The organism is Cohnella nanjingensis (assembly GCF_014212125.1).
GTDB lineage: Bacteria > Bacillota > Bacilli > Paenibacillales > Paenibacillaceae > Cohnella > Cohnella nanjingensis.
On record NZ_JACJVP010000023.1, the window covers coordinates 1 to 20,261 of the forward strand.

Sequence of the window (20,261 nt, forward strand, 5' to 3'; positions counted from 1 at the left end):
TCGATTTTCTGTTGAATAAGTTGTACGTTTGCAAGTAAATGCCTCTTCTCCGCCGTTGGGAGCCAAATAAGTTGTATGAATACAATTTATTGGGGAGCAGGCACCACGAGAAAGCACCAACATCAAGCAGCACCAGCGAGCACCACCGACAAGCACCACCATCAAGAACCACCATCAAGCACCACCAGCGAGCACCACTGACAAGCAACACCATCAAACGCCACCGGCGAGCACCACCGGACAGGTCCCGGCCGATGAATTCCGGGCGACCTTTGCCAACCGAAGACGATATTCCCTACGATTATAGGTGTGTAAGCCCTGAAAGCGATAATGGCCAAGCCCCATTTCCATAAAAAATCGCTTCAGGTTGCCGCCATTACGGCATTGCCGTCCGGATCGCGGAACGTAAAATGCAGGCGCCCCGCCAGGATGCGAACGGAAGCGAGATGCGTGCCGCTCTCGTAGAGCTTCAGATAGGCATCGTAGATGAGACGGGGCTCGTGCCGCCTGAACGCCTCGACCGCCGCTTCGAGCAGCGCGGCGTCCGCTCCGGCGCGCCTGCCGGCTCCGGCAGGCAACGGCATCGCCGCCTCCGGCTCACCCCGCGAGGCCAGCTGCCGCAGACGGGAACGCGCCCGGGAGAGCGATACCTGGACCGCGCCCTCCGAGTCGCCCAGGAACGCCGCGGTCTCCTTGAGCGTGAACCGGAAGACGTCCGCGAGCAGCAGAATGACGAACGGCTTCGGCAGCAGACGTCCTGCCAACGACTCCAGCAGCTCCCGCGTCGACGTCGGATCGGCCGCGCCGAACGCCAAGAGCTGCGGCGAATCGCCCGGTTCGCCGGATGACGGCGCGCGCTGCCTCGCGCGGCAGCGATCCACCCACAGGTGCCTCGCAGCCCGCCAGACGTAAGCCTTGTTGAACGTGCGGCCGCCGTCACGCCCGATCAGGCCGGCCAACTTCATCCACGTATCTTGCGCGAGATCCTCCGCCTCCCACGCGTTCCCGCAGAGCGAACGGCAGTAGCGCAGCAGCTGCGGACGCAGCGCCGTCAGCCATTCGGCCACGTCCGCCCGCTGCAGCTCTTCCCCGGCCGCAGGTTCAGATCTCACCGGGCTCCGCTCCCTCCCGGCCTTCCAGATGCTTCGCGCAGTTGTACAGATCGCACGCCCAGCCTTCCGGGGATTTGCGGATCTTGGTCACGGACGTATTCTTGCGCGGGGCCGACGTATCGATGTCCGGGACGAGCGCGTTCAGGCAATGCTTCATCCAGGCGCCGTGCCCCACGACCAGCACGTTGCGCCCTTCCTCCCGCGCATGAAGCTCCTCCAGGAAAGCCGCGCCGCGCGCCGCGACCGAGGCAGGCGGCTCGCGATCCAAATCGAGCCGCTCCCATTCGGGCCCCCACTTAGCCACCCGCTCCGACTCCGTCGTCCCCTCGATCCGGCCGCCGCCGATCTCCCGCAGGCGGGCGTCATAGACAATATCCGGGATGCCGAGCCGCTCCGCGATCATCTCCGCCGTCCGGCGCGCGCGGGACAGGTCGCTCGCATAGATCGCATGCCATTCCTCTTCGCCGAGCCGTTCGGCCACGATCCGCGCTTGCGCAAGTCCTTCTTCGCTGAGCGGCACGTCCTTCTGCCCTTGCGCCCGGCCTTCCCGATTCCAGTCCGTTCGTCCGTGCCGAATCAATCCGATAAACGCCATAAGCCACCTCTGCAGTTCTAGTTATGCGAATGTATATTCGCCTTTTCCAAACCAAATCCTTCTTTTCCCAATCGATCCATGTTAATATTTGCGGAGATCGGCAATCATCTCTGGGAGGGATTGGCATTCAGATTTGGTTTCGGCACAATTGGATCGTGAGAGAACAGTGGTATGACTGGTGCGAGGAGTTATCGGAAGAGGAGTTGCTTCGGCAACGTACCGGCGGAGTAGGCGGCATCCTGCACACGCTTTTCCACGTCGCGGATGTGGAGTGGAGCTGGATTCGCGCCCTTCAAGGCAAGCCGGACTTCCAGGAGAGCTTTGACGGCTATCGATCGCTGGAGAAGGTCAAGCGGCTGGACCGGGACTTCCGGCCGGAAGTCGAACAGTTCGTCGCCGCGTGGAATGACGGCATGGAAGCGCGGGTGCTCCGCGAAATCCGACCGGACGGCAGTGCGGCGGTTTTTGTTTGGGGCGAAATCATGCGGCATACGATCGCGCACCAGATTCATCATTTGGGCCAATTGTCGATCTGGGCGAGGGAGATCGGGAAGAAGCCGGTATCCGCCAACGTGTTCGGCAAAGGCCTGATACAGCCTGGCGACGCCTGAACGTAGGCAAACAATCTAAGCCGACCATGCTCGCGGACCGAAAGACCCAACCTTCCTCCGCGGGAGGGAATAGCGAAAGAGAGCGGCTCTCCCGCTCTCTTTGGCTTCCCTTCCCCGCCGCGCTTATTGCGTGACGGCTTCCGCTTTTTTCTGGGCGTCGTCGAGGATGGCTTTGATCTCGCCTTTCGTCATCAGCGCTTTCGCGACGCCGTCTCCCCAAATTTGCCACGCTTTCGAATTATCCTTGGCGAACGTCGGCAACCCTTGCACGTTGCCGCTCATCGCCAGATAGTGCGTGTAAAGCTCCGGATGTTCCTTTTGGTACGTTTCGGATTCGGCGATTTCCTTCAACACCGGAGACCGGACGTTCGAGTCGGCGATGAGCTGTTGAATGTCCTTGCTGTACATGGCCCGAATATATTGGAAGGCCGCTTCTTTGTTTTTGGAATCCTTCGGAACCGAATGGAACGCGGCGCCGATCGTGATATTGCCCGCCTTGCCGTTCGGCGACAACGGAATCGGAGCCATGCCGACGTCGATCTTGTTGTTTCTCGCTTGCTGGGACTGCCAGGGGCCGTCGATGATATAAGCAACCTGCCCTTTGTACCACGCGTCGAAATAGGCGCCTTCATTCGTATTCACCATCAAGCCCGGCGCGTTGTTCGCATTCAACTCGCGAAGCAGCTCGACCGTTTCGACGTTGGCGTCGCTGTTGAACACGGGCTTGCCGCCCTCGGCGAACGCGCCGCCGTTGATCACCATCAACGCGCCGTAGCGCAGGTATCCGCCGAAGTTCGCCCCCGCGTAAACGCCGCCGCCATAAAACTTCCCTTTGCCGGCTTCCGTTACCTTCTTCACGTTGTCGGCTAGTTCCGCCCAGGAGGCAGGCGCTTTTTCGGGATCGAGTCCGGCCTGCTTCACCAGGTCTTTGTTCCAGAACAAGCTGCTGACGCCCGGCTGAGCGGCGAGGCCGTAGATTTTGCCGTCGTACTCCATCGGCTTCCAGGCGGCATCCGCTACGTTTTGCCGGATTTCGTCCGCCATGTCGTCCGGGAACGGCTCCAGAAGACCTTGCTGGGCGAAGCCGTTCATTTGCGTTTCGCCGACGATGACGTCGGGTATATTTTTGGCGAGGAACCCGGCGGTTTGCTTTTGGATCAGCGGCTCTCCCCAGCCCCAGTCCTGCATATTCACCTCGATGTTCTTTTCCTTCATCGCGTTGTAGAGGATCGTCTGGTAATGCAGGCCGAACGTATCCGCCTCGAACTGTTTGCCGGGCGTATAGGAGGTGTCCATCCCTTTTCCCTTCAGCTCTTTTTCTTTGGGCGCGAGCAGTTCCCCGAGCTTGCCGGTTCCGACGTTGGTCGCCCCTTCCGTGAGCACCGTAATCGACGCGCCCTGCGCGGAAGCCGACGGTTCCGACGAAGCCGGGCTCGAGGGCGCCGGACCCGAGGGCGACGCGCTCCCGTTTGATTGGCCGCCCCCTCCGCTGCATCCGGCCAGCGCCGCCGCGAGAAGCGCGGACATTCCCCATTTTGCCGTATTTCCGAATTTCATGTGAACCCCTCCATTTGATTTAGTGATTCCGTCTTGTCCTGCCTCTTGCCATGTCTGATGCAGCTATTGGAACCATCGGCAGCCGTCAACCCTTGATGCCCGTATTGGCCAACCCCTGCACGATGTACTTCTGAAAAAGGAAAAAGATCAGCAAAGCGGGAACGGTCGTGCCGAGCCCCAGCGTAATGATCATCGGATAGTTGGGGGAGCCGCCGGGACCTACGGCCGCGGATGACAATCGCGTGATCGCGGAAGGCAGGGTTTGCATATGGTCGCTGGTCGTGTAGAAGAAAGGCGTTGCAAAGTCGTTCCAGGTGCCCAGCGCCGTCGTAATCGCGATAAAGGCCATAATCGGCATCTGCAGGGGCAGCAGGATTTGGAAAATCACCCGCAGCGTCCCCGCGCCGTCCATCTTCGCCGCCTCGTCCAGTTCGAACGGAACCTTTTCCAGCGACTGTTTGACCAGAAACATCCCCATGATGTTGATCGCAGGCCCGCCCAGAAGGTAGACCCACCACGTATCGAGCAGCCCCGTCCCCCCGGTAAAAACGTCGTTTCCGCCGGCGAACGGCCATCTGGCAAGCTGAAGGTAAGTCGGAATCAGCGCGATGGTGCCCGGAATCATCTGCGTCGCCAGAAGCGTCAGGAAGAGCGCGTCCTTCCCTTTGAATTTCAAGCGGGCGAAGGCATATCCGGCCAAAAACGAAGTCAGCATGGCAAAAAACGTGCTGTATAACGTGCGATAAAGCGAATTCAAAAAATAAGTTTGCGTCGAAGTATCCGAAGAGCCTTGAAACAAAATCAAGTAATTATCCAAAGTGGCATGACGGGGGATCGGGAAAAATCCGAGAACCGTCGTCGTAAATTCGTCCTTCGTAAAAAAACCGGACAAAATCATGAAGATCAGCGGATAAAACAGGATCAAGCCTACGCCGGCCAAAACCAGATGCGCAATGATGTGGCTCGAATTCGGCTTTCGCGTCTTGGAGGACGGCAAAGTTGCGGGATCCACGGCCTACGCTCCCTTCTTTAAAGGTATCGTGTTGCTGCGGTCGGCTTTCGTGGACCTGCGATAGTAAAGCACGGTAGCCGTGAACACGATGACGGCCATGATGAGAGAGGATGCCCCCGCCATGCCGAGATTGAAGTCCCAGAAAGCGTCGCGGTAGATCCGGAAGACGAGCACTTCCGTTTTCCCGTATGGACCGCCGCCGGTAATAAACATTACCTGCTCGTAGATTTGGATCGCGCCGATCAGACTGGTGATTACGATGTAGGTGGCGATCGGCTTCAGCCCGGGAATGGTCACGTATCTCAGCTTCTGCCTTCGGCCGGCGCCGTCGATTTCGGCCGCTTCGTACAGGGACTCATCCACGGATTGCAGACCGGCCAGCCAGATCAAGGCCGCGCCCCCGACCCCCTTCCAAACGGAATACATCACGATCCAAAACACGCTCCACCCGACGGAAAACTGCCATATCACGGGATCCCGCCCTATGGACTTCAGGAAGTTGTTGATGACCCCATTCGTGGGATCCAGCAGGATATTGAAAATCTGAGTTGTCGCTACCGTAGAAGTCACTGCCGGGATATACCAAATGGACCTGTAAATCCCCTTGCCGAATAGCGGCATGTTCATCAGAAGCGCGGCGCCGAAGCCGGCGAGCAGCGTCACTCCCGATACAAGGGCCCCCATCCAGACGGATCTCCATAAGGCGCTGTAATATTGGGGATCCTCGAAAAACCGGGCGTAGTTGCCCAGCCCGATGAACTTGGGATGTCCTTGAATGCCGATCCATTCGAAAAATCCCAGGATGAAACCGAACAACGTAGGAAATCCGGACACGACCAACCACCAGAAAATCATCGGTCCGAGAATGGCCGCGGCAATCAGGCCGTCCCGGCGCTTTACCAGAAAGCGCTTAAGTTTTGTTTGTTTGAATGGAACCGCCCGTTCCATTTCTCCCCCTCCCATCCTCTAAATGCAATATTAAATATATATAATAATATTTAATATGTCAATTGGATTTCGACATAAAAAAAGACCCTGAACCGACGGTTCAGAGTCTTCTTGGGAATCCGCTGCGAAGCTGGATTACGTTTGGACGCGGCCCGTCGAGGATCTTTCGACCAATTCGGGCTTCATGACGATTTTGCTGTACTTGACGCCCGGTTCCGGATCCTCCAGCAGACGGATGAGAATCTCCGCCGCCTCTCTCCCCATCGTGACCTCCGATTGGGAAATATGCGAGAAAAATCCGAATTCGTCGTACCCGGAAGACGGATCGTCAAACGTCAGGATGGAAATATCCTCAGGCACTTTCAGGCCGATCTGCTTGGCTATGTTGAAAATATAAACGCCCAGCCTTGCGTTCAGCGTGATATACGCCGTCGCCATTTGGCTTCGAATAAACCGATAGAGCGGGTCTTCTTCTTTGATTCGGGTATAGTCGACCTTAAAGTCCGTCAAGATCAACGCCGGATTAATCATCGCCCCCTTTTGCTTCAACCCCTCCATATAGCCGGTAATCCGGTCCTCGACGGTAATGGTGGGAAGCGGCGTGTCCGAGCAGATGGCGATATTCCGGTGCCCCAACTCCCAAAGATGATGAAGCCCGAGCTTCGCTCCCTCCAGGCTGTCCGTGCAGACGAAATTCGTTTCGACGCCGGCAAAGTAGCGGTCGATCAACACGAACGGATCATTTCGCATTTTCAGCGCGAGAATTTCCTCGTTGTAGGTCTCCGCGTCGGAGGGAAAAATAATGAGTCCGGCAGTCCCCGTCGACAGACATTCCCAAATCAGGCTCTTCTCGGTTTCGATCGAATTGTTGCTAAGGGCGACATGCAATTGGTAGCCTTGCCTGATCAGCACTTCGTTGATGCCGGAGATGAGGCGAATCGCAAAGAAGTCTCCCAGCGTGGGGATGATCAGGACGATCTTTTTTTTCTTTCCGCCCTCCGTCAGCCCCGCATTCGCCGCCTCGTCGGCCGCACCATCTCTTGTCGTCTGCAACGCTCCGTACCCGCGGGCATCCTGCAGCTGGGAAGCCGAGGAGGCGGGGCTGCCGCCGTGCGGCTCGCGCACCATCTCCTTCACGAAGCTGCCGCGGCCGGGAATCCGATAAAGCCAGCCCTCCTTGGCCAACTGCCCCAACGCCACCGCAACCGTAATCCGGCTCACCTTGAATTGCTGCATCAGTTCTTTTTCGGTGGGGATTTTATCGTCGGCTTTCAATTGCCCGGATCGGATCTGGTCTTTAAAGTAGTCCTGGATTTGAATATATAGCGGCTGTCGCTCATTTTGCATCGTAAGTTCTCCCTAAAAATGCCATTCTGGCCAATTGTCCCATTATATCATTTATAGCCAATTGCATCAATTTTGAAAATGGACGTCCCTTCTCACAAATGTTTTTTCATTCCTGCCTTCATTTCTTTGCCTCCAGCGGATCGATCGGGAGCCCTTTGCTCTCGCGGATCAGTTCGAAGTAGATGTCAGGCCGGACAAATACGATATCGTCGTCCTCCTTGAGCTGGCGATAGGCGTTGACGAAGTTCTGATAATGAACCTCCCAAGGATTCGCTTGGATGCATACGAAGAGAGGAGACTTCCGGTCCCATTTTTCGATCGCCTGCTGAACCGGGAAAATCAGGTCCCCTTCCGAAGCTCCGTAAACCACGTTCAACTCTTGACCGGGCATTTTGTTTTGGTAGATCTCCACGGCTCCCGTGCCGCCCTGCGAGGTAAAGCCGAGCAGCGACGGGGCGTGGGAAGCCAAGCTGTCTCCCACGTTCGGATTCGTTTCTCCCTTGACCGTGTTCCAGACGGTCAGCACGCGGAGCCCAGCGCGCTTCATGTAATCGTCCGTCCGGGAAAAGAAGCGGTCCAGCCCCGCTTGATCCTTCCAAAAATTCGGGTAGGTGTAGCCCAAGCCGGTCGGACCGGAAATGAGCGCATCGTTTTCGGTCGCCGTCTGATGGAGAACATCCAGGATGCCGGGCATCGCGTCTACCATCAGCGGAGACACGGTCCAGCCGATCGGCACTTCGCCCCGGTTCGGCAAAAACCACAGCTTGCTGAAGTAATGTTCCATGTACTGCAGATTATCCCCGTCGCTCATGATGTACGTTACGTAGACCTTGTTCTCTAACGGCGGCTTTTTCGGGATTTTGGCAGGCGCAATGGTTCTGGAGGTCCCGCTGAGCACGGACAGATTCGAAGAATAGTCCGCCGCCACGGTCGCCAGCCCGAACTCCGACGTTTTCGTAACCCCCTTCCCTTCGTCCGGCCACCATCCGAGATACAATCCGCTTCCGTAAGGCATGTCTTTCATGAATTTGTTCAGGATCGCCTCTTCCTCCGGGACGCCCGGATTGAGCCATACGACGGCCGCCTCGATCCCCATGGCGTAATCCCGCAAAAACGTTTTGATGTCCGGGGTCAGACCGACGAGAACGCGATGGGTCGTTTTCGGCCAATACCGGTCGTACAGGTATTCGTACACCTCGATATTCGTTTTGAATTTCCCCCGCAAATCCTCCAGCACGGGAAACCGGTAGGGCTCCCCGGCAAGCTTGTCGGCCAGGGCAGGCGAAACGACGATCGCGTTGTCCAATCCGGCTATGGTCGTCGCCAAATTGTACGTATCCGCCACCTCCGGATCGTAAATGACAATGCCACGAATTTCGTTTTTGTATTTGGCTACGAGTTCCCAATTGTTTTTCACTTTTTGGTATCCCAATCCGAGCGCGGAAAGCCATTTGGTGCCTTCGTCGCTCCGGGTATCGTCGTAGATGCGGGGCTTGGTTTTATTCACCACGCCCTTCACGGTTTCGAACATCCCGACCTCCTCTTCCCTTGCCGGCGAGTCGATCTGAACGTCATACAGTTTGAGCGACGATTTCCCCGTCCAGGCCACGACGATCTCCACCCCCTTCCCCGCCTCCGGCGAGGTGAAGGGAACCTCGAATGACTGCGATGCATTCTCGTTGTTAAAATCCCAATTCGCGACTTCCAGGGAGCCGATACGGTCTCCCGTCGACGACTCGCGGATTTCCAGCTTCGCCACGGTCCCGTTTTCATCCGCGAACCGGTCCACGCTCATGCGAAACACCGCATGGTTATCGCCGGGCGGCACGTCGGCGATGCTCGGAACGCGCAGCATGATACCCGCCGGATCCGCGCCCTCTTTGGCCAACCAGCCATCCCCGTCCGCTTTTCCGGTCTGATGCTCGTAATCCGAATCTTCCGCCTTGTAGTTCAGCTTGCTGCTGAGATCGATCAGATCCAACGTCGCCGCAGGCTCCGAAAATGACGGCAAAGCCTGCTTTTCGGGCCAAAGGACCCCTTCTTTGTTGCCGGACCGGCTCCAATAGGCGGCAGCCAAAATGCCCGCGGCGATCACGCAAACGAGGATGCCCATGCCAATGGCTTTCCTTTTCAACGCCCTTCCCCCTTTTCGCAAATCATGTTCCTGCGCTTAGAACTTCGTTCCTTTCTTCAAATGAAATAATAAATATATCAAATATATTAGTCAATTCATTTTTGGCGTTTCAAACAAAAAGAAGGCGCCCCCGCAGGAGCGTCTTCCTTCTCGACCGTCGTCGCGATTCGCTATGGAAAGCAACCAGATTCCCGTTTAAATTCCTTTGTCCATAAGAAGCTTAATGAATAACCCGCCCTGCACCGACCGGTTTTGGAAGTTGACCTTCTTCGCGTCGGTCGTCGAATAAAAATCCGTCATCGGAACGCGGCTTTCCGACTGATCGTACGCATGCCACAGGCGATCCACGATGGCATTGAAGTCCTCTTTGTTCTCGCAAAGCGTCGCGCTCCACACCAGCCAATCGGATTTGGTATAGGTGTTGCGATTATCCAGCATGAGGCCGTACGGACCGGAATGCTTTTCGATATAGGCTTTCGTTTCGGCCTTGAAGGTATCCGGAGGGAATAAATCGAGACCGAAAATGGAATCCCAGACGGCATTGTACTTCATGCTGAAGGAGCCGGGGCGGTCAAAGGCCAGCCGGTACGTCCCGTCTTCGTTCGCGGCCATCGACAGCCATTGTTCCGCCATGGAACCGGCGATTTTCATCAGCGTCTCCGCCTTTTCCTCTTCCCCCGCCAAGCGGTTCAGAATGGAGAAGCTGGCAATGCCCATGATGGCTTTGATCGACAGATTGCAGTTATGGGCCAAATGTCCCGCGAAATCGTCCGTGCACAGCTGATTATTCGGATCTACGCCGTTTCGAATCAGGTAATCGCACCATTTTTCGAGGTGGCTCCAATTCTCCCGCGCGAACGAGACGTCATTCTCCGCAAGGGCGACCGCCGCGGTGCAAATCAACATATTGCCGCACTCTTCCACCGGCATCTGCCAGGTCGGGCAGGTACCATGGCTGTAGACCTGCCCGTTGAGCAGCGGGTAGGTGCCCGCATCGTGGGGAGCGAAATCGAAATGCCAAACCTCGGTCGAGGCATATTTGAAAATCGGCCTCAGCATCCCTTTGGCCAGCTCCGGGTTGTAAATCAAAAATTGCGGGATGGAAGGGTACGTCACGTCCACGGTGGCGGCGCAGCCGTTGCTGAAGTTCTCTTTGGAAATAAACAGGGCATTCCCGTTCGGATCCACGCACAATTTATGCGCCGCGATCGCCTGGCGATAGGCCAGGGAGACCAGTTCCGCGTAATTTTCGTTGCCCGCTTCCGCGGCTTCCCTGAACAGCTCGGACGAAAACCGTTCGCACTTCTCCGACAGGGAGCCATATTCGCCCAGCGCTTGCTTGATCGCCTCTTCGATCGTTTGTCCGTCTTTTTTCCAATAGGCGTTCAGCGGCTCGTGGAAATATTCGATCGATTGGATATCGTCATACGCGACCGTGACGAGACCTTCGGCGTTTTGTTCCGTATCGAGCGCGATCGACAGCGCCAGCGTATGGTTCACGGTCCCGTATTCGTTGGTGCCGGCCGAAGCCGATACCGCCGCCCGCTCATGATTCGAAGCGAGATAGACGTATCCCCAATTGATTCGAAGATCGTCTCCGGCTTGGGTTAACGGCCGTTGGATCTTGCTTCCCACTCGGCCGCAGGCAAAGCCCGGTTGGCTAAGATCGGCATACTCGGTCGGGAACTCGTACTTCAAATTTTGGCAGATCTCGTCGTCAACCGTGATGCGAATCGTTACGTCGCGTTTTTTTCCGTCGTTGGACCGGACTTCCGCATGAATGTAAGAGACCGGTCTGGACATCAGCTTCAAATCGTCCATCAAAAGTGGCGTCAGGAACGTGACCGTCAGCTGGATCTCCTCGCATGCAAAACGGTACTTGGTCGCAAGCGCCTGGATGTCCAAGCCGATTTGCTCCATTTTCGGACTGTCCGGTTTGACGCCCATGAACAGATAGTCCTTGCCGTCGACCGTAACGGTGCCGATCATTCGGTGAGGTTGCTCGGTCCAATGCTTGGTGTCCGATTCGTTCAGCTTGTCCCCCATGGACCAGATGGAGAAATAAGGATCGACGGTAATCAGCGGTACGGCCGGCGCTCGCAACTTCATTTCCATTCCTCCCGTTTTCGCACGTGATTTCGGATAACCCAAGTAAAAACGGCTCCTCCGTCTTCAAGGAAGATGGCGGCACGTTTTTATCGGAGGTCATACAGAAATGGATAGGGCTAGAACTTATACATTCTGTATGACGAACATGCGCAATGTTCATTACGGGTTTAATTTATCATGGTAAATGGCGTATTATAATAGCAAATATCATTGCAAATGTGAGGATTATCACCTTGCACGAGACCATATACAGCTTTTGGCACCTGTGCGATCCGCAGCGCCCGCTGAACGTCGTCATGTCAGGCATCTCGTATTGCGATAAAAGCTATCGGATCGAACGGCATGGAGAAAATCTGTTCTCGTTCGAATATATCATCGACGGAAGCGGCGTGTTGGAGATCGACTCCCAAACGCTGCGCCCCCAAAAAAACGACGTCTATTTTTTGACCCGGGACAGCGATCATCTCTATTATGCCGACGAAGAGCGTCCGTGGACGAAAATATGGGTCGTTTTTTACGGGGAATTCGCGGAATATTTGTTTCGGCAGTATTTGCCTTCGGACACGTTTCTCGTGAAGGACTGCAACATCCTTTCTTATATGAACGAAATCATTCACCTTTCGTCCGTCCCCCAAAAAAGCTATTCCGATCTGATCGACGAAGTCTCGGTCATCCTGCTGAAAATCGTCTTGCAGCTCAAAAACCATTTGGCGCATAAAGTGCTGTCCGCTGCCGAACAGATCAAATTGTGCCTGGACGTCAACATTGAAAACAAGCTGGACATGAACGATGTGGGCGCGGAGCTCGGCTATTCAAAAAATTACGTCATTCAGTTGTTTCGGGAAGCTTACGGAATAACGCCTTACGCCTATTTTCGAAAACGCAAGCTCGAGCTGGCGGAGCAATATTTGCTGAACACGCACCTCACGATCAACGAAATCTCCGCCAAGCTGAACTTCGCGGACCAGCACTATTTCTCATCGGCGTTTAAATCGGTCTTCGGCGTTTCCCCCTCCGAATACCGAAAAGCAACCAAAAAAACGCCCAAGTCGCCGGAGTAAGAACCGCCGGCGATCCGAAACGGCCCATTCGCGCCTTCCGGCGGCCGCACGGAAGCCAAAAAAAATCCCCGTCCCTGCCGAAGCGGGACGGGGATCGTCGCGTTAGAGCAGCTCGCGCAGCTCCCGAAGCGAATGAACGGTGTACAGGGGCGCGATGCCTTCTGCCGGCGCCATGCTCCGCGGATTGTAATGGCAAAAGTCGATGCCTGCATTCGCCGCGCCGATATAGTCGTCGGTCAGCGAGTCGCCGACGAACAGCGCCTCCGACCGGTCGACGCCGAGCGCGACCAGCGCAGCGTCGAAGATCGCCTTGTCCGGCTTCCAGACGCCCATCTCGTCGGAGACGTGAATGGAGTGGAACAGCCGGTCCGCGCCCCCGGACAACAGTCGCCTGCGCTGCGCTTCTCCGATGCCGTTAGACACGACGGACAGCCGATAGCGGCCGTGGAGATCGCTTAGCAGCTCGTAGGCGCCTTCCTCGTATAGACACAGATCGCAGAAGTGCTCCCAGTAGGTGAACGCCAGATCCGGCGAAAGCGCGTGATCCTCCTCCAGCTCGAGAAGCGTATCCCGGAACGAGCGATCCAGCACCTCCAGGATCGGCATGCGCGATTCGATCCTTCCCAGCCAATAGCGCAGGTTGTGCGAGCCGAATACCGGCCAAAACCGTTCCCAGGCGAAGCGTTCCCATTCCAGCAGGCCGTGCGTCCGCAGCGTATGCTGCATGGCTTGCAGCTCGCTCCCGGTATAATTGAGCAGCGTGTTGTCCAGATCGAACAGAATCGCTTTGTACATCGGATCTCCCCTTGGCCGCCTTTGGATTTCCGACTAGTGTATCACGATCCGGCCGCGGTCGGTCAACCCGTATCGGTAAACTCCCGTTTACATACCGACCATCGGTCTGTCAATAGTGAGTAATTATTTTTCCGCAAATTCTCCTTCAATGCGCTTACCGATTGGTTAGTCGGTCCAACAATCTGGATAACGTCCAATTGTTTTGCCTTCTTACCGAAAGTTTGAGACTCACTTATAATCGGAACCACTAGCCGGCCGGACGCGGCCGAGGCTTAAACGCATGGACCTGCAGATCCGACCGAAAGGATGATCGTTATGAATCGCAAGCTTCTCTACCTGTTAACCTTGGGCGTCTTCATGACCGCCACCTCCGAACTGATCGTAGCCGGCATCCTGAACGCCATCGCCGCAGACATGGGGGTATCGGTCGCCATGGCCGGCCAGCTGATCACCGCCTACTCGCTCGCCTTCGCCGTCGGCACTCCCCTCGTCGTGTCGCTCACCTCCCGCCTCGCGCGCAAGAAGCTTCTGCTCGGAGCGCTCGCCGCCTTCATCATCGGCTCCCTCGTCTCGTTTGCCAGCGCGAACTATGCGATGCTCGTCGCGGGCCGAATCATCCTCGGCGTGAGCGCCGGTGTCTACCTCGTCGCCACGTTCGGCGCGGTGACCAAGCTGGTGCCGGCCGAGAAGATCGGCAGCGCGATGGGGACGGTCATTCTAGGCTTCAGCACCGCGATGGTACTGGGCGTACCGATCGGCATCGGGATTACGAACGGCCTGGGCTGGCATGCCATCTTCCTCCTTCTGGCGGCCATAACCCTACTGATTCTGCTGGGCATGGCTTACTTGCTTCCGAATATCGAAGGCGACGAACCCGTTCCCTTCCGCCGGCAGTTCTCCGTCCTGGCTGGTCCCCTCGTGATCGCCGGCTTGCTCCTGACCTTCTTCCGGGAAGGCGGCACTTCGATCATGTACACGTACATGACGCCTTACCTGCAGACGATCCTCGGTATGAAGCCGGCCGGGGTCGCCGCTCTCATGCTGATCTTCGGCCTGGTCGGCGCCGCGGCCTCCCGCTTCGGCGGCTACGCCGTCGACCGTTGGGGCACCATCCGGATGATCGCGATCAGCTTGGCTGTGCCCGTGGCTTCGCTCGCGTTGGTGCCGCTTTTCGAGACGACCCTGTCGGCATCGATCGCCGCGCTGACCGTCTGGATCTTCGCCAGCTTCATGGCCGCGCCTGCGATCCAGACCTACTTTGTCCAGCAGGCGCCGCAGTCCGCCAATCTGATCATGAGCTTCACCACCTCGGTGACGCATCTGGGGATCGCCGCCGGCGCGGGCTTGGGCGGCGCGGCCGTCAGCGCCTCGTCGACGGTCCTCTACAATCCTTGGCTGGCCGGCGGGATCCTCGCGCTCGGACTCGCCGTGGCGCTCGTCCTCTGGTCGGCGCAGGGTAGGAAGAAGCCGCAGGAACGTGCGACGGCGTGAGGAGACACAAGAGAGGGCGCTTGATCCGCGTATCACGGATCAAGCGCCCTCATGCATGACGCAAAGGCGGCGTATGCCTTGCTGCGGAACGGTTCCTTGCGGCGGATCAGCCGTGTCGTCGCGTACAGCGCAAAATGCGGTTATCGCACGGCCGGGAGGCCGCGCACGGCCCCGTACCACGAAGCGGCCCTAGAAGTCCAATGAACGGATCTCACACAAAAAACACGCATGACCTTACCAGGTCACAGGCTATTATGGAAATGTGACAGGCTATAAAAGGATCGCACAGCGGCGAATCCGGCCTTTACGAGCTGCAACGATAAAATCCACCTGGCCTATCTGATTCTAATTTGGTGGTTAGCGGACATTCTGACATTCTAAGCACCGATTGTTCCGTCATCCTAGATTTGTCAGACCTCCAGACCTCCGGACCTCCATACCTCCAGATCTCCAGGCCTCTAGATCTCCAACGCCGACCGAACAGTNNTTTCTACTGAATAAGTTGTACTTTTGCAAGTAAATGCCTCTTCTCCGCCAATGGGAGCCAAATAAGTTGTATGAATACAATTTATTGGGGTGCAGGCACCACGAGAAAGCACCACCAGCAAGCATCACCATCAGGCACCACGAGAAAGCACCACCATCAAGCACCATCGGCGAGCACCACCTTTCAGGTCCCAGCCGATGAATTCCGGGCGACCTTTGCCCAACCGAAGACGAATATTCCGTACGATTATTAGGTGTGTAAGCCCTGAAAGCGATAATGGCCAAGACCCTTTTTCCATGTGCCGCCTATGCCGCGATTGCCACTGTGCCGCCTGCACCGCCGCTGCCGCCTATGCCGCTTTTGCCGCCAATACAACTATTGCCGTCGTTGCCACCTATGCCGCCTATGCCGCCTATGCCGCCATTGCCGCCGCTTAACGCCCGCCCAGCGCACGGAAGCCCTCGCGCCAGGTCGGATAAAGCGGCTCCCAGCCGTAGTCGCGGCGCGCCTTCGCGTTCGAGGCGCCCCGCTCCCAGGGAGCGGCGCCCGCCTGAACGGGCGGCTCCGGCGCGCCGACCGCTTCGGCGAACGCCGGCAGCCACGCCGTTCCGGGGGCCGGCTCGTCGTCGACGATGTTGACGGTCCCCGTCGGCCATGTCAACGCGAGGCTTGCCGCCCGCGCGGCGTCCGCCACGTGGATGAAAGAGGCGATCCCGTCGGTCGCGGACAGTTCGCCGCGGCGCGCTTGCTCCGCTATGAGGCCATCCGGCGCATACCAGGTGCCTGGGCCATAGAACAAGCCATACCGCAGCGTCACGTACTCCGGCATCTCGGCCGTGACCCGCTCCAACGCTTGGACGCCTTCGACCGTCCCCAGACGAGGCGGCGGCGCGGTCCAATCGAGCGGCTCCGTCTCCGAAGCCGCCCCCTCGCCCGGCGCGTAGGCCCAGGAGATGCTCTGCGCGATCATCCGGCGGACGCCCGCCGCTAGCGCGGCATCGACGAGGTTCCGCGTCCCCTCGATCCGCATTCGCGCATTGTCCGCGAAGTTCCGCGTCCCGAGCGACGTCAACTGATGGATGACCGTATGCGGGCCCGCCTCCCGGACGACCCCGATCAGCGCGTCGCGGTCGAAGACGTCCGCCACGTAAGATTGGACGCCCATGGCGCTCATGCGTTCCGCGCTCGCGGCGTCGCGCGTTACGCCGGAGACTTCGTGGCCCTCGCGTACGAGAAGGGGGATTAACGCTCTGCCGACGGCGCCGCTAGCTCCTGCAACCAAGATTCTCATGCCGTCTGACCTCCTATGGATGATGCCGGTTTCGGCTCGGGCTTCCGCTGCAGGATAGGGGTGCGTGTAGCTCCTGCAACCAAGATTCTCATGCCGTCTGACCTCCTATGGATGATGCTGCCTTCATCTTGCGTTTGCGCGGCTGGATATTCGCCCCGAGCACGCCGGCGATGATCATGGCCGCCCCGATGATGTGATAGTAAGCCAACGTCTCTTTCAAGAAGACCACGCCGCCCAAGATCGCCATGAGCGTGCCCAGATTGACGAACACGCTCATCCGGGAAGCTTCGATCTTCGACAAGATGTAGTTGGAGAGCAGCGCCGTGACAAGCGACGAGAGGATGCCGATATACAGGATCCCCCAGACGAAGCTCGGATGCGAGAGGGGCTCCGTCAAGGCATCCCAATAGCCGCGCACCGCATGCTGTCCGATCGACAATCCCGCGAAGGACACGAATCCGAAGAGCATCATCGCAAAAGTGAGCTGAATCGGCGTGTAAGAGCGGCTAAGCGATCTCGCCAATACGCTGTAGATGGAGAGCATCAGCGCCGATGCGAGGAGCAGGACGATCCCCTGAATATGCGACGCGCTGATCTTCGCCCCCGCCATCGCGATCATGAAGACGACGCCGGCCACCGAGCAGGCGACGGACAGCCGCTGCAGCCACGTGGTGCGCTCCTTCAGGAAGAGCGCGGCCAGGAGCATCGTGAAGATCGGCGCGGACGCCTGGAAGATGCCGCCCTCCGACGAGGTCGCGAATTCGAGGCCGCCGGCCTGCAGCCCGAAGAACAAGCCCGGATAGACGAGTCCGACCGGCAAGAGCCGCCACAGCTGGCGTCCGCGCAGCCCCAGCTTGATCCACCCGGCTGCGACCGGCACGCCGAGGAGCAGGAAGGAGATCGTGAACCGGTACGCCATCGTATCGACGGGACTTGCGAACGCGAGCGTCAGCTTGGTGAACAGAAAGGAAAAACCGATCAGAAACGCGTATAATAGAGCCAATAGATAGACGACTTTTTTTTGCGCCATCTCGCGCACCTTCTCTCTCTAGCCAAATTCAAGCCGGCCGGCTTCTTGAACTCAGCATAAGGGAACGATGAGCGGACAACAACCGTTTTGCGCCCCAACTGTATCAATACAATCAAGCCCGAGGAGGCATCTTCCCATGCACAAATATGCCGCGCTCATGAACGACATCGAGCAGCGCATCCAGACCGGCGCCATCCGTCCCGGCCAGCAGTTGCCCTCGATTCGCGAGCTGTCCGAGAGCTACCGCTGCAGCACGGGCACCGTCGTCCGCGCCTATCACGAGCTGGAGCGGCGCCATCTCGTCTACGCCATCCCGCAGAGCGGCTACTACGCCGTGCAGCGCAAGATCGACCCCGGCAGCCGGTCCGCCGGCACCCTGATGGACTTCGCCTCGGCGGCGCCCGATCCCGACGTTTTCCCTTATATCGACTTCCAACACTGCATTAACAAGGCGATCGACAATTACAAGAACGACCTCTTCGTCTACGGCATCCCCCAAGGGCTGCCCTCGCTCTTGAAGGCGCTCAGCAAGCATCTGGCCAACTATCAGGTGTTCGCCTCCGCCGACCGGATCTTCATCGCTTCCGGCGTGCAGCAAGCGCTGTCCATCTTGACCTTGATGCCTTTCCCGAACGGCAAGCGGACCGTGCTGCTGGAGCAGCCCGGCTACCCGTTGTTCAACCGGCTGCTGGAGGTGCTCGGAGTCCCGGCGATCGGCCTGAAGCGCACGGCGGAAGGGATCGATTTGGACGAGCTGGAGCGGCTGTTCCGCGACGGGGACATCAAGTTTTTCTACACGATGCCCCGGTTCCACCAGCCCCTCGGCACTTCCTACCCGGAGGCGACCAAGCGAGCGATCGCCGAGCTCGCGGAGCGCTACGACGTCTATGTCCTGGAGGACGACTACATGGCCGATCTGGAGAACGACTCGCGGGCCGATCCGATCTATGCCTATGGCTCGTCCCGGATCGTCTACTTGAAGAGCTTCTCCAAGATCATGTTCCCCGGACTCCGGGTCGGCGCCGCCGTGCTGCCGGAGCCGCTTCAGGACACGTTCGCGCAGCACAAGAAGCTGCTCGACATCGACAGCTCCATGCTCTCTCAGGCGGCGCTCGAGATCTACATTCAGAGCGGCATGTTCGCGCGGCGCCGGCATCAGATCCGGGATACTTACTCGCGCCGGCTTGCGCGGTTGAACCGGGCGCTAGACGCGGCCAACGACCTGCCGGACGTCCGTCACATCCGGGTGTCTTCCGGTGTCCATACGCATCTGTCTCTCCCGGACGGACTGCGACTGCCGACGCTGGTGGATCGTCTGCGCAAGAAGCAGATTCAGTTGGAGGCGCCCGCTTCCTACTTCCTGACGGACTTCAAGGCGATGCCGCTGCTGAAGCTCGGCGTATCCCGGGTCGAAGAGGCGCAGATCGATGCGGGGGTTAGCGCGATCTTCGCGGAGATCCGGCGGATGACAAAGCGAAGCTAGAGGCACGGAATGGGCGTCTTCGTGAAAACGGCCATGCAGGGAATGATTCCCCGCATGGCCGTTCGTCGCGCCGACAAAGGATCGGAATGACCGATAAGTCCGTTCGCCGCTTATTTGGGCTGGTTCGTGAAATAAAGGACCTGAGGTCCCGAGGATCCGCCGGTCAGGCTGATCTCCGAGGTGAAGACCGCGCCGTTCGGGTTCACCTTGAAGTCGGTCACGTGCCATGCGTTCTCCCAGCTGAGGAAGCCCGATTGGAACAGCTGCTTGTTCCACAGCAAGGCGAAATGGCCGTAACCGCCCGACGGATTCAGGAACAAGCTGGCCGTGCGGCGTTCATGGAGGCTGTTCTTGGCGTGCACGGCGAACCGGTACATGACGCCGTAATTGCCGTTGTTGATGACCGCTTTGTTGCCGACGGCATCCCAGCCGTCTTCGTATTCGCCCGGCATGCTGTCGCTCCATGGCCCGGAGGCGGCGGAATCGACGCGAAGAAACGCATTCCCCATGGCCGTGTCGTATTGGATTAACCCGATCCGGTCGAAATGCGGGAAAGTCCCCCTCGTGTGCGAATCCTCCGGCAGGACCGTCATTTGCTCCGGATGCTCCGGAAGCGTGTCGTAGCTTAGCGTAGTTACCGTTACGGACGCGGGATTATTTCCCTTAACGGTCGATGCGTCGAATTGGACGATGCCGCTGTTCGTGATCTCCGGATCGGTCGAAGCCGAGACGAAGTAGCTCTGACCCGGCGCGAGCGTAGCCGCCAGCGTCTTGTTCTTCTCGCTCGTCAGGAAGTCGGCAAGCGCCAGCTGTCCCGCCACATCCACGTACAGATTCGTGCCTACGCCTTTGCCTTTCGTATACAGCTTTACCGTCTCGCTCGAAGTGTTGGTGACGGCGACGCCGACGGAATAGGCGGCGGAACTCGTATTTTGATGATGCCAGAATACCCGGAATTCTCCCTGCACCCGGTCGCGATAGAAGGCTCCCGTTCCGTTGAACGTCTCGGGCGAATCGCTCAGAATGAGCTTGCCTCCCGTCCCGAACAACTGCGGCTTTTCCAGCTTTTGCGCCGGCTGCAGCGTCTCGATCGGTACGGTCTCCCCTGCCGCGAATACGGTGCTCGCGCCGAACAATCCAACGGCCAAAGCGATGGTTGCTGTCCATGTTTTCTTCAACCCGATCATCCCTCATTTCG

The 20,261-nt window shown here is 58.1% G+C and carries 16 protein-coding genes; 4 read left to right on the forward strand and 12 right to left on the reverse strand.

The annotated features are described in order from the left end of the window. Nucleotides 1-362: 362 nt before the first annotated feature. Together H7C19_RS12940 and H7C19_RS12945 are read right to left on the reverse strand one after the other, a co-directional pair. Complete coding sequence (locus H7C19_RS12940) at nt 363-1,112, reverse strand: RNA polymerase sigma factor (RefSeq protein ID WP_185143075.1); 750 nt, start codon at nt 1,110-1,112, stop codon at nt 363-365. Further along, nucleotides 1,102-1,707 carry a histidine phosphatase family protein gene (locus H7C19_RS12945; RefSeq protein ID WP_185143076.1) on the reverse strand — a complete coding sequence of 202 codons (606 nt, stop codon included), beginning with the start codon at nt 1,705-1,707 and terminating at the stop codon, nt 1,102-1,104. Before H7C19_RS12945 ends, H7C19_RS12940 begins: the two co-directional genes overlap by 11 nt. A gap of 125 nt (nt 1,708-1,832) precedes the next feature. Here H7C19_RS12945 and H7C19_RS12950 point away from each other — a divergent pair, with 125 nt between their 5' ends. Then, nucleotides 1,833-2,318, forward strand: coding sequence for a DinB family protein (locus tag H7C19_RS12950; protein WP_185143246.1), 486 nt, complete (start codon nt 1,833-1,835; stop codon nt 2,316-2,318). A 123-nt stretch (nt 2,319-2,441) separates the two neighbouring features. Here the strand turns inward: H7C19_RS12950 and H7C19_RS12955 are convergent, their stop codons facing one another. The 6 genes from H7C19_RS12955 to H7C19_RS12980 form a co-directional block, all read right to left on the reverse strand. Next, nucleotides 2,442-3,875, reverse strand: a complete 1,434-nt coding sequence (locus H7C19_RS12955) for an extracellular solute-binding protein (RefSeq protein ID WP_185143077.1) — start codon at nt 3,873-3,875, stop codon at nt 2,442-2,444. An 85-nt stretch (nt 3,876-3,960) separates the two neighbouring features. Then, on the reverse strand, nt 3,961-4,887 hold the full coding sequence (locus H7C19_RS12960; RefSeq protein ID WP_313731607.1) for a carbohydrate ABC transporter permease: 927 nt from the start codon (nt 4,885-4,887) through the stop codon (nt 3,961-3,963). Between the two features lie 3 nt (nt 4,888-4,890). Next, nucleotides 4,891-5,742, reverse strand: coding sequence for a carbohydrate ABC transporter permease (locus H7C19_RS12965; protein WP_246469477.1), 852 nt, complete (start codon nt 5,740-5,742; stop codon nt 4,891-4,893). 228 nt (nt 5,743-5,970) lie between these two features. After that, nucleotides 5,971-7,182, reverse strand: coding sequence for a GntR family transcriptional regulator (locus H7C19_RS12970; RefSeq protein WP_185143079.1), 1,212 nt, complete (start codon nt 7,180-7,182; stop codon nt 5,971-5,973). Nucleotides 7,183-7,300: 118 nt separating this feature from the next. After that, the gene (locus H7C19_RS12975) at nt 7,301-9,316 is read right to left on the reverse strand and encodes a GxGYxYP domain-containing protein (protein WP_185143080.1); all 2,016 of its coding nucleotides are present in this window, start codon (nt 9,314-9,316) and stop codon (nt 7,301-7,303) included. A gap of 195 nt (nt 9,317-9,511) precedes the next feature. Further along, the gene (locus H7C19_RS12980) at nt 9,512-11,425 is read right to left on the reverse strand and encodes a glutaminase domain-containing protein (RefSeq protein WP_221469227.1); all 1,914 of its coding nucleotides are present in this window, start codon (nt 11,423-11,425) and stop codon (nt 9,512-9,514) included. Nucleotides 11,426-11,658: 233 nt separating this feature from the next. Here H7C19_RS12980 and H7C19_RS12985 point away from each other — a divergent pair, with 233 nt between their 5' ends. Then, nucleotides 11,659-12,486, forward strand: coding sequence for a helix-turn-helix transcriptional regulator (locus tag H7C19_RS12985; protein WP_185143082.1), 828 nt, complete (start codon nt 11,659-11,661; stop codon nt 12,484-12,486). A 102-nt stretch (nt 12,487-12,588) separates the two neighbouring features. Here H7C19_RS12985 and H7C19_RS12990 read toward each other — a convergent pair whose 3' ends face one another. Then, entirely contained in the window at nt 12,589-13,281 is a 693-nt protein-coding gene (locus H7C19_RS12990; RefSeq protein ID WP_185143083.1) for an HAD family hydrolase, read from the reverse strand. A 315-nt stretch (nt 13,282-13,596) separates the two neighbouring features. Here H7C19_RS12990 and H7C19_RS12995 point away from each other — a divergent pair, with 315 nt between their 5' ends. Beyond that, entirely contained in the window at nt 13,597-14,772 is a 1,176-nt protein-coding gene (locus H7C19_RS12995; protein WP_185143084.1) for an MFS transporter, read from the forward strand. A gap of 920 nt (nt 14,773-15,692) precedes the next feature. Here H7C19_RS12995 and H7C19_RS13000 read toward each other — a convergent pair. Next, a complete protein-coding gene (locus H7C19_RS13000; protein ID WP_185143085.1) occupies nt 15,693-16,550 on the reverse strand; it encodes an NAD-dependent epimerase/dehydratase family protein in 858 nt (285 codons plus the stop codon). A gap of 88 nt (nt 16,551-16,638) precedes the next feature. After that, nucleotides 16,639-17,580, reverse strand: coding sequence for a DMT family transporter (locus tag H7C19_RS13005; RefSeq protein WP_185143086.1), 942 nt, complete (start codon nt 17,578-17,580; stop codon nt 16,639-16,641). A gap of 136 nt (nt 17,581-17,716) precedes the next feature. Here H7C19_RS13005 and H7C19_RS13010 point away from each other — a divergent pair, with 136 nt between their 5' ends. Beyond that, the gene (locus tag H7C19_RS13010; RefSeq protein WP_185143087.1) at nt 17,717-19,063 is read left to right on the forward strand and encodes an aminotransferase-like domain-containing protein; all 1,347 of its coding nucleotides are present in this window, start codon (nt 17,717-17,719) and stop codon (nt 19,061-19,063) included. Between the two features lie 110 nt (nt 19,064-19,173). On the opposite strand, the gene H7C19_RS13015 is transcribed toward H7C19_RS13010, so the two are convergent. Next, nucleotides 19,174-20,241, reverse strand: coding sequence for a hypothetical protein (locus H7C19_RS13015; RefSeq protein ID WP_185143088.1), 1,068 nt, complete (start codon nt 20,239-20,241; stop codon nt 19,174-19,176). Between the last annotated feature and the right edge of the window lie 20 nt (nt 20,242-20,261).

Coding starts and splice junctions, on each gene's coding strand:
- H7C19_RS12945 (WP_185143076.1), bottom strand. CDS start 1,707: ATGGCGTTTATCGGATTGATTCGGCACGGACGAACGGACTGGAATCGG.
- H7C19_RS12955 (WP_185143077.1), bottom strand. CDS start 3,875: ATGAAATTCGGAAATACGGCAAAATGGGGAATGTCCGCGCTTCTCGCG.
- H7C19_RS12965 (WP_246469477.1), bottom strand. CDS start 5,742: ATGATTTTCTGGTGGTTGGTCGTGTCCGGATTTCCTACGTTGTTCGGT.
- H7C19_RS12970 (WP_185143079.1), bottom strand. CDS start 7,182: ATGCAAAATGAGCGACAGCCGCTATATATTCAAATCCAGGACTACTTT.
- H7C19_RS12980 (WP_221469227.1), bottom strand. CDS start 11,425: ATGAAGTTGCGAGCGCCGGCCGTACCGCTGATTACCGTCGATCCTTAT.
- H7C19_RS12990 (WP_185143083.1), bottom strand. CDS start 13,281: ATGTACAAAGCGATTCTGTTCGATCTGGACAACACGCTGCTCAATTAT.
- H7C19_RS12995 (WP_185143084.1), top strand. CDS start 13,597: ATGAATCGCAAGCTTCTCTACCTGTTAACCTTGGGCGTCTTCATGACC.
- H7C19_RS13000 (WP_185143085.1), bottom strand. CDS start 16,550: ATGAGAATCTTGGTTGCAGGAGCTAGCGGCGCCGTCGGCAGAGCGTTA.
- H7C19_RS13005 (WP_185143086.1), bottom strand. CDS start 17,580: ATGGCGCAAAAAAAAGTCGTCTATCTATTGGCTCTATTATACGCGTTT.
- H7C19_RS13010 (WP_185143087.1), top strand. CDS start 17,717: ATGCACAAATATGCCGCGCTCATGAACGACATCGAGCAGCGCATCCAG.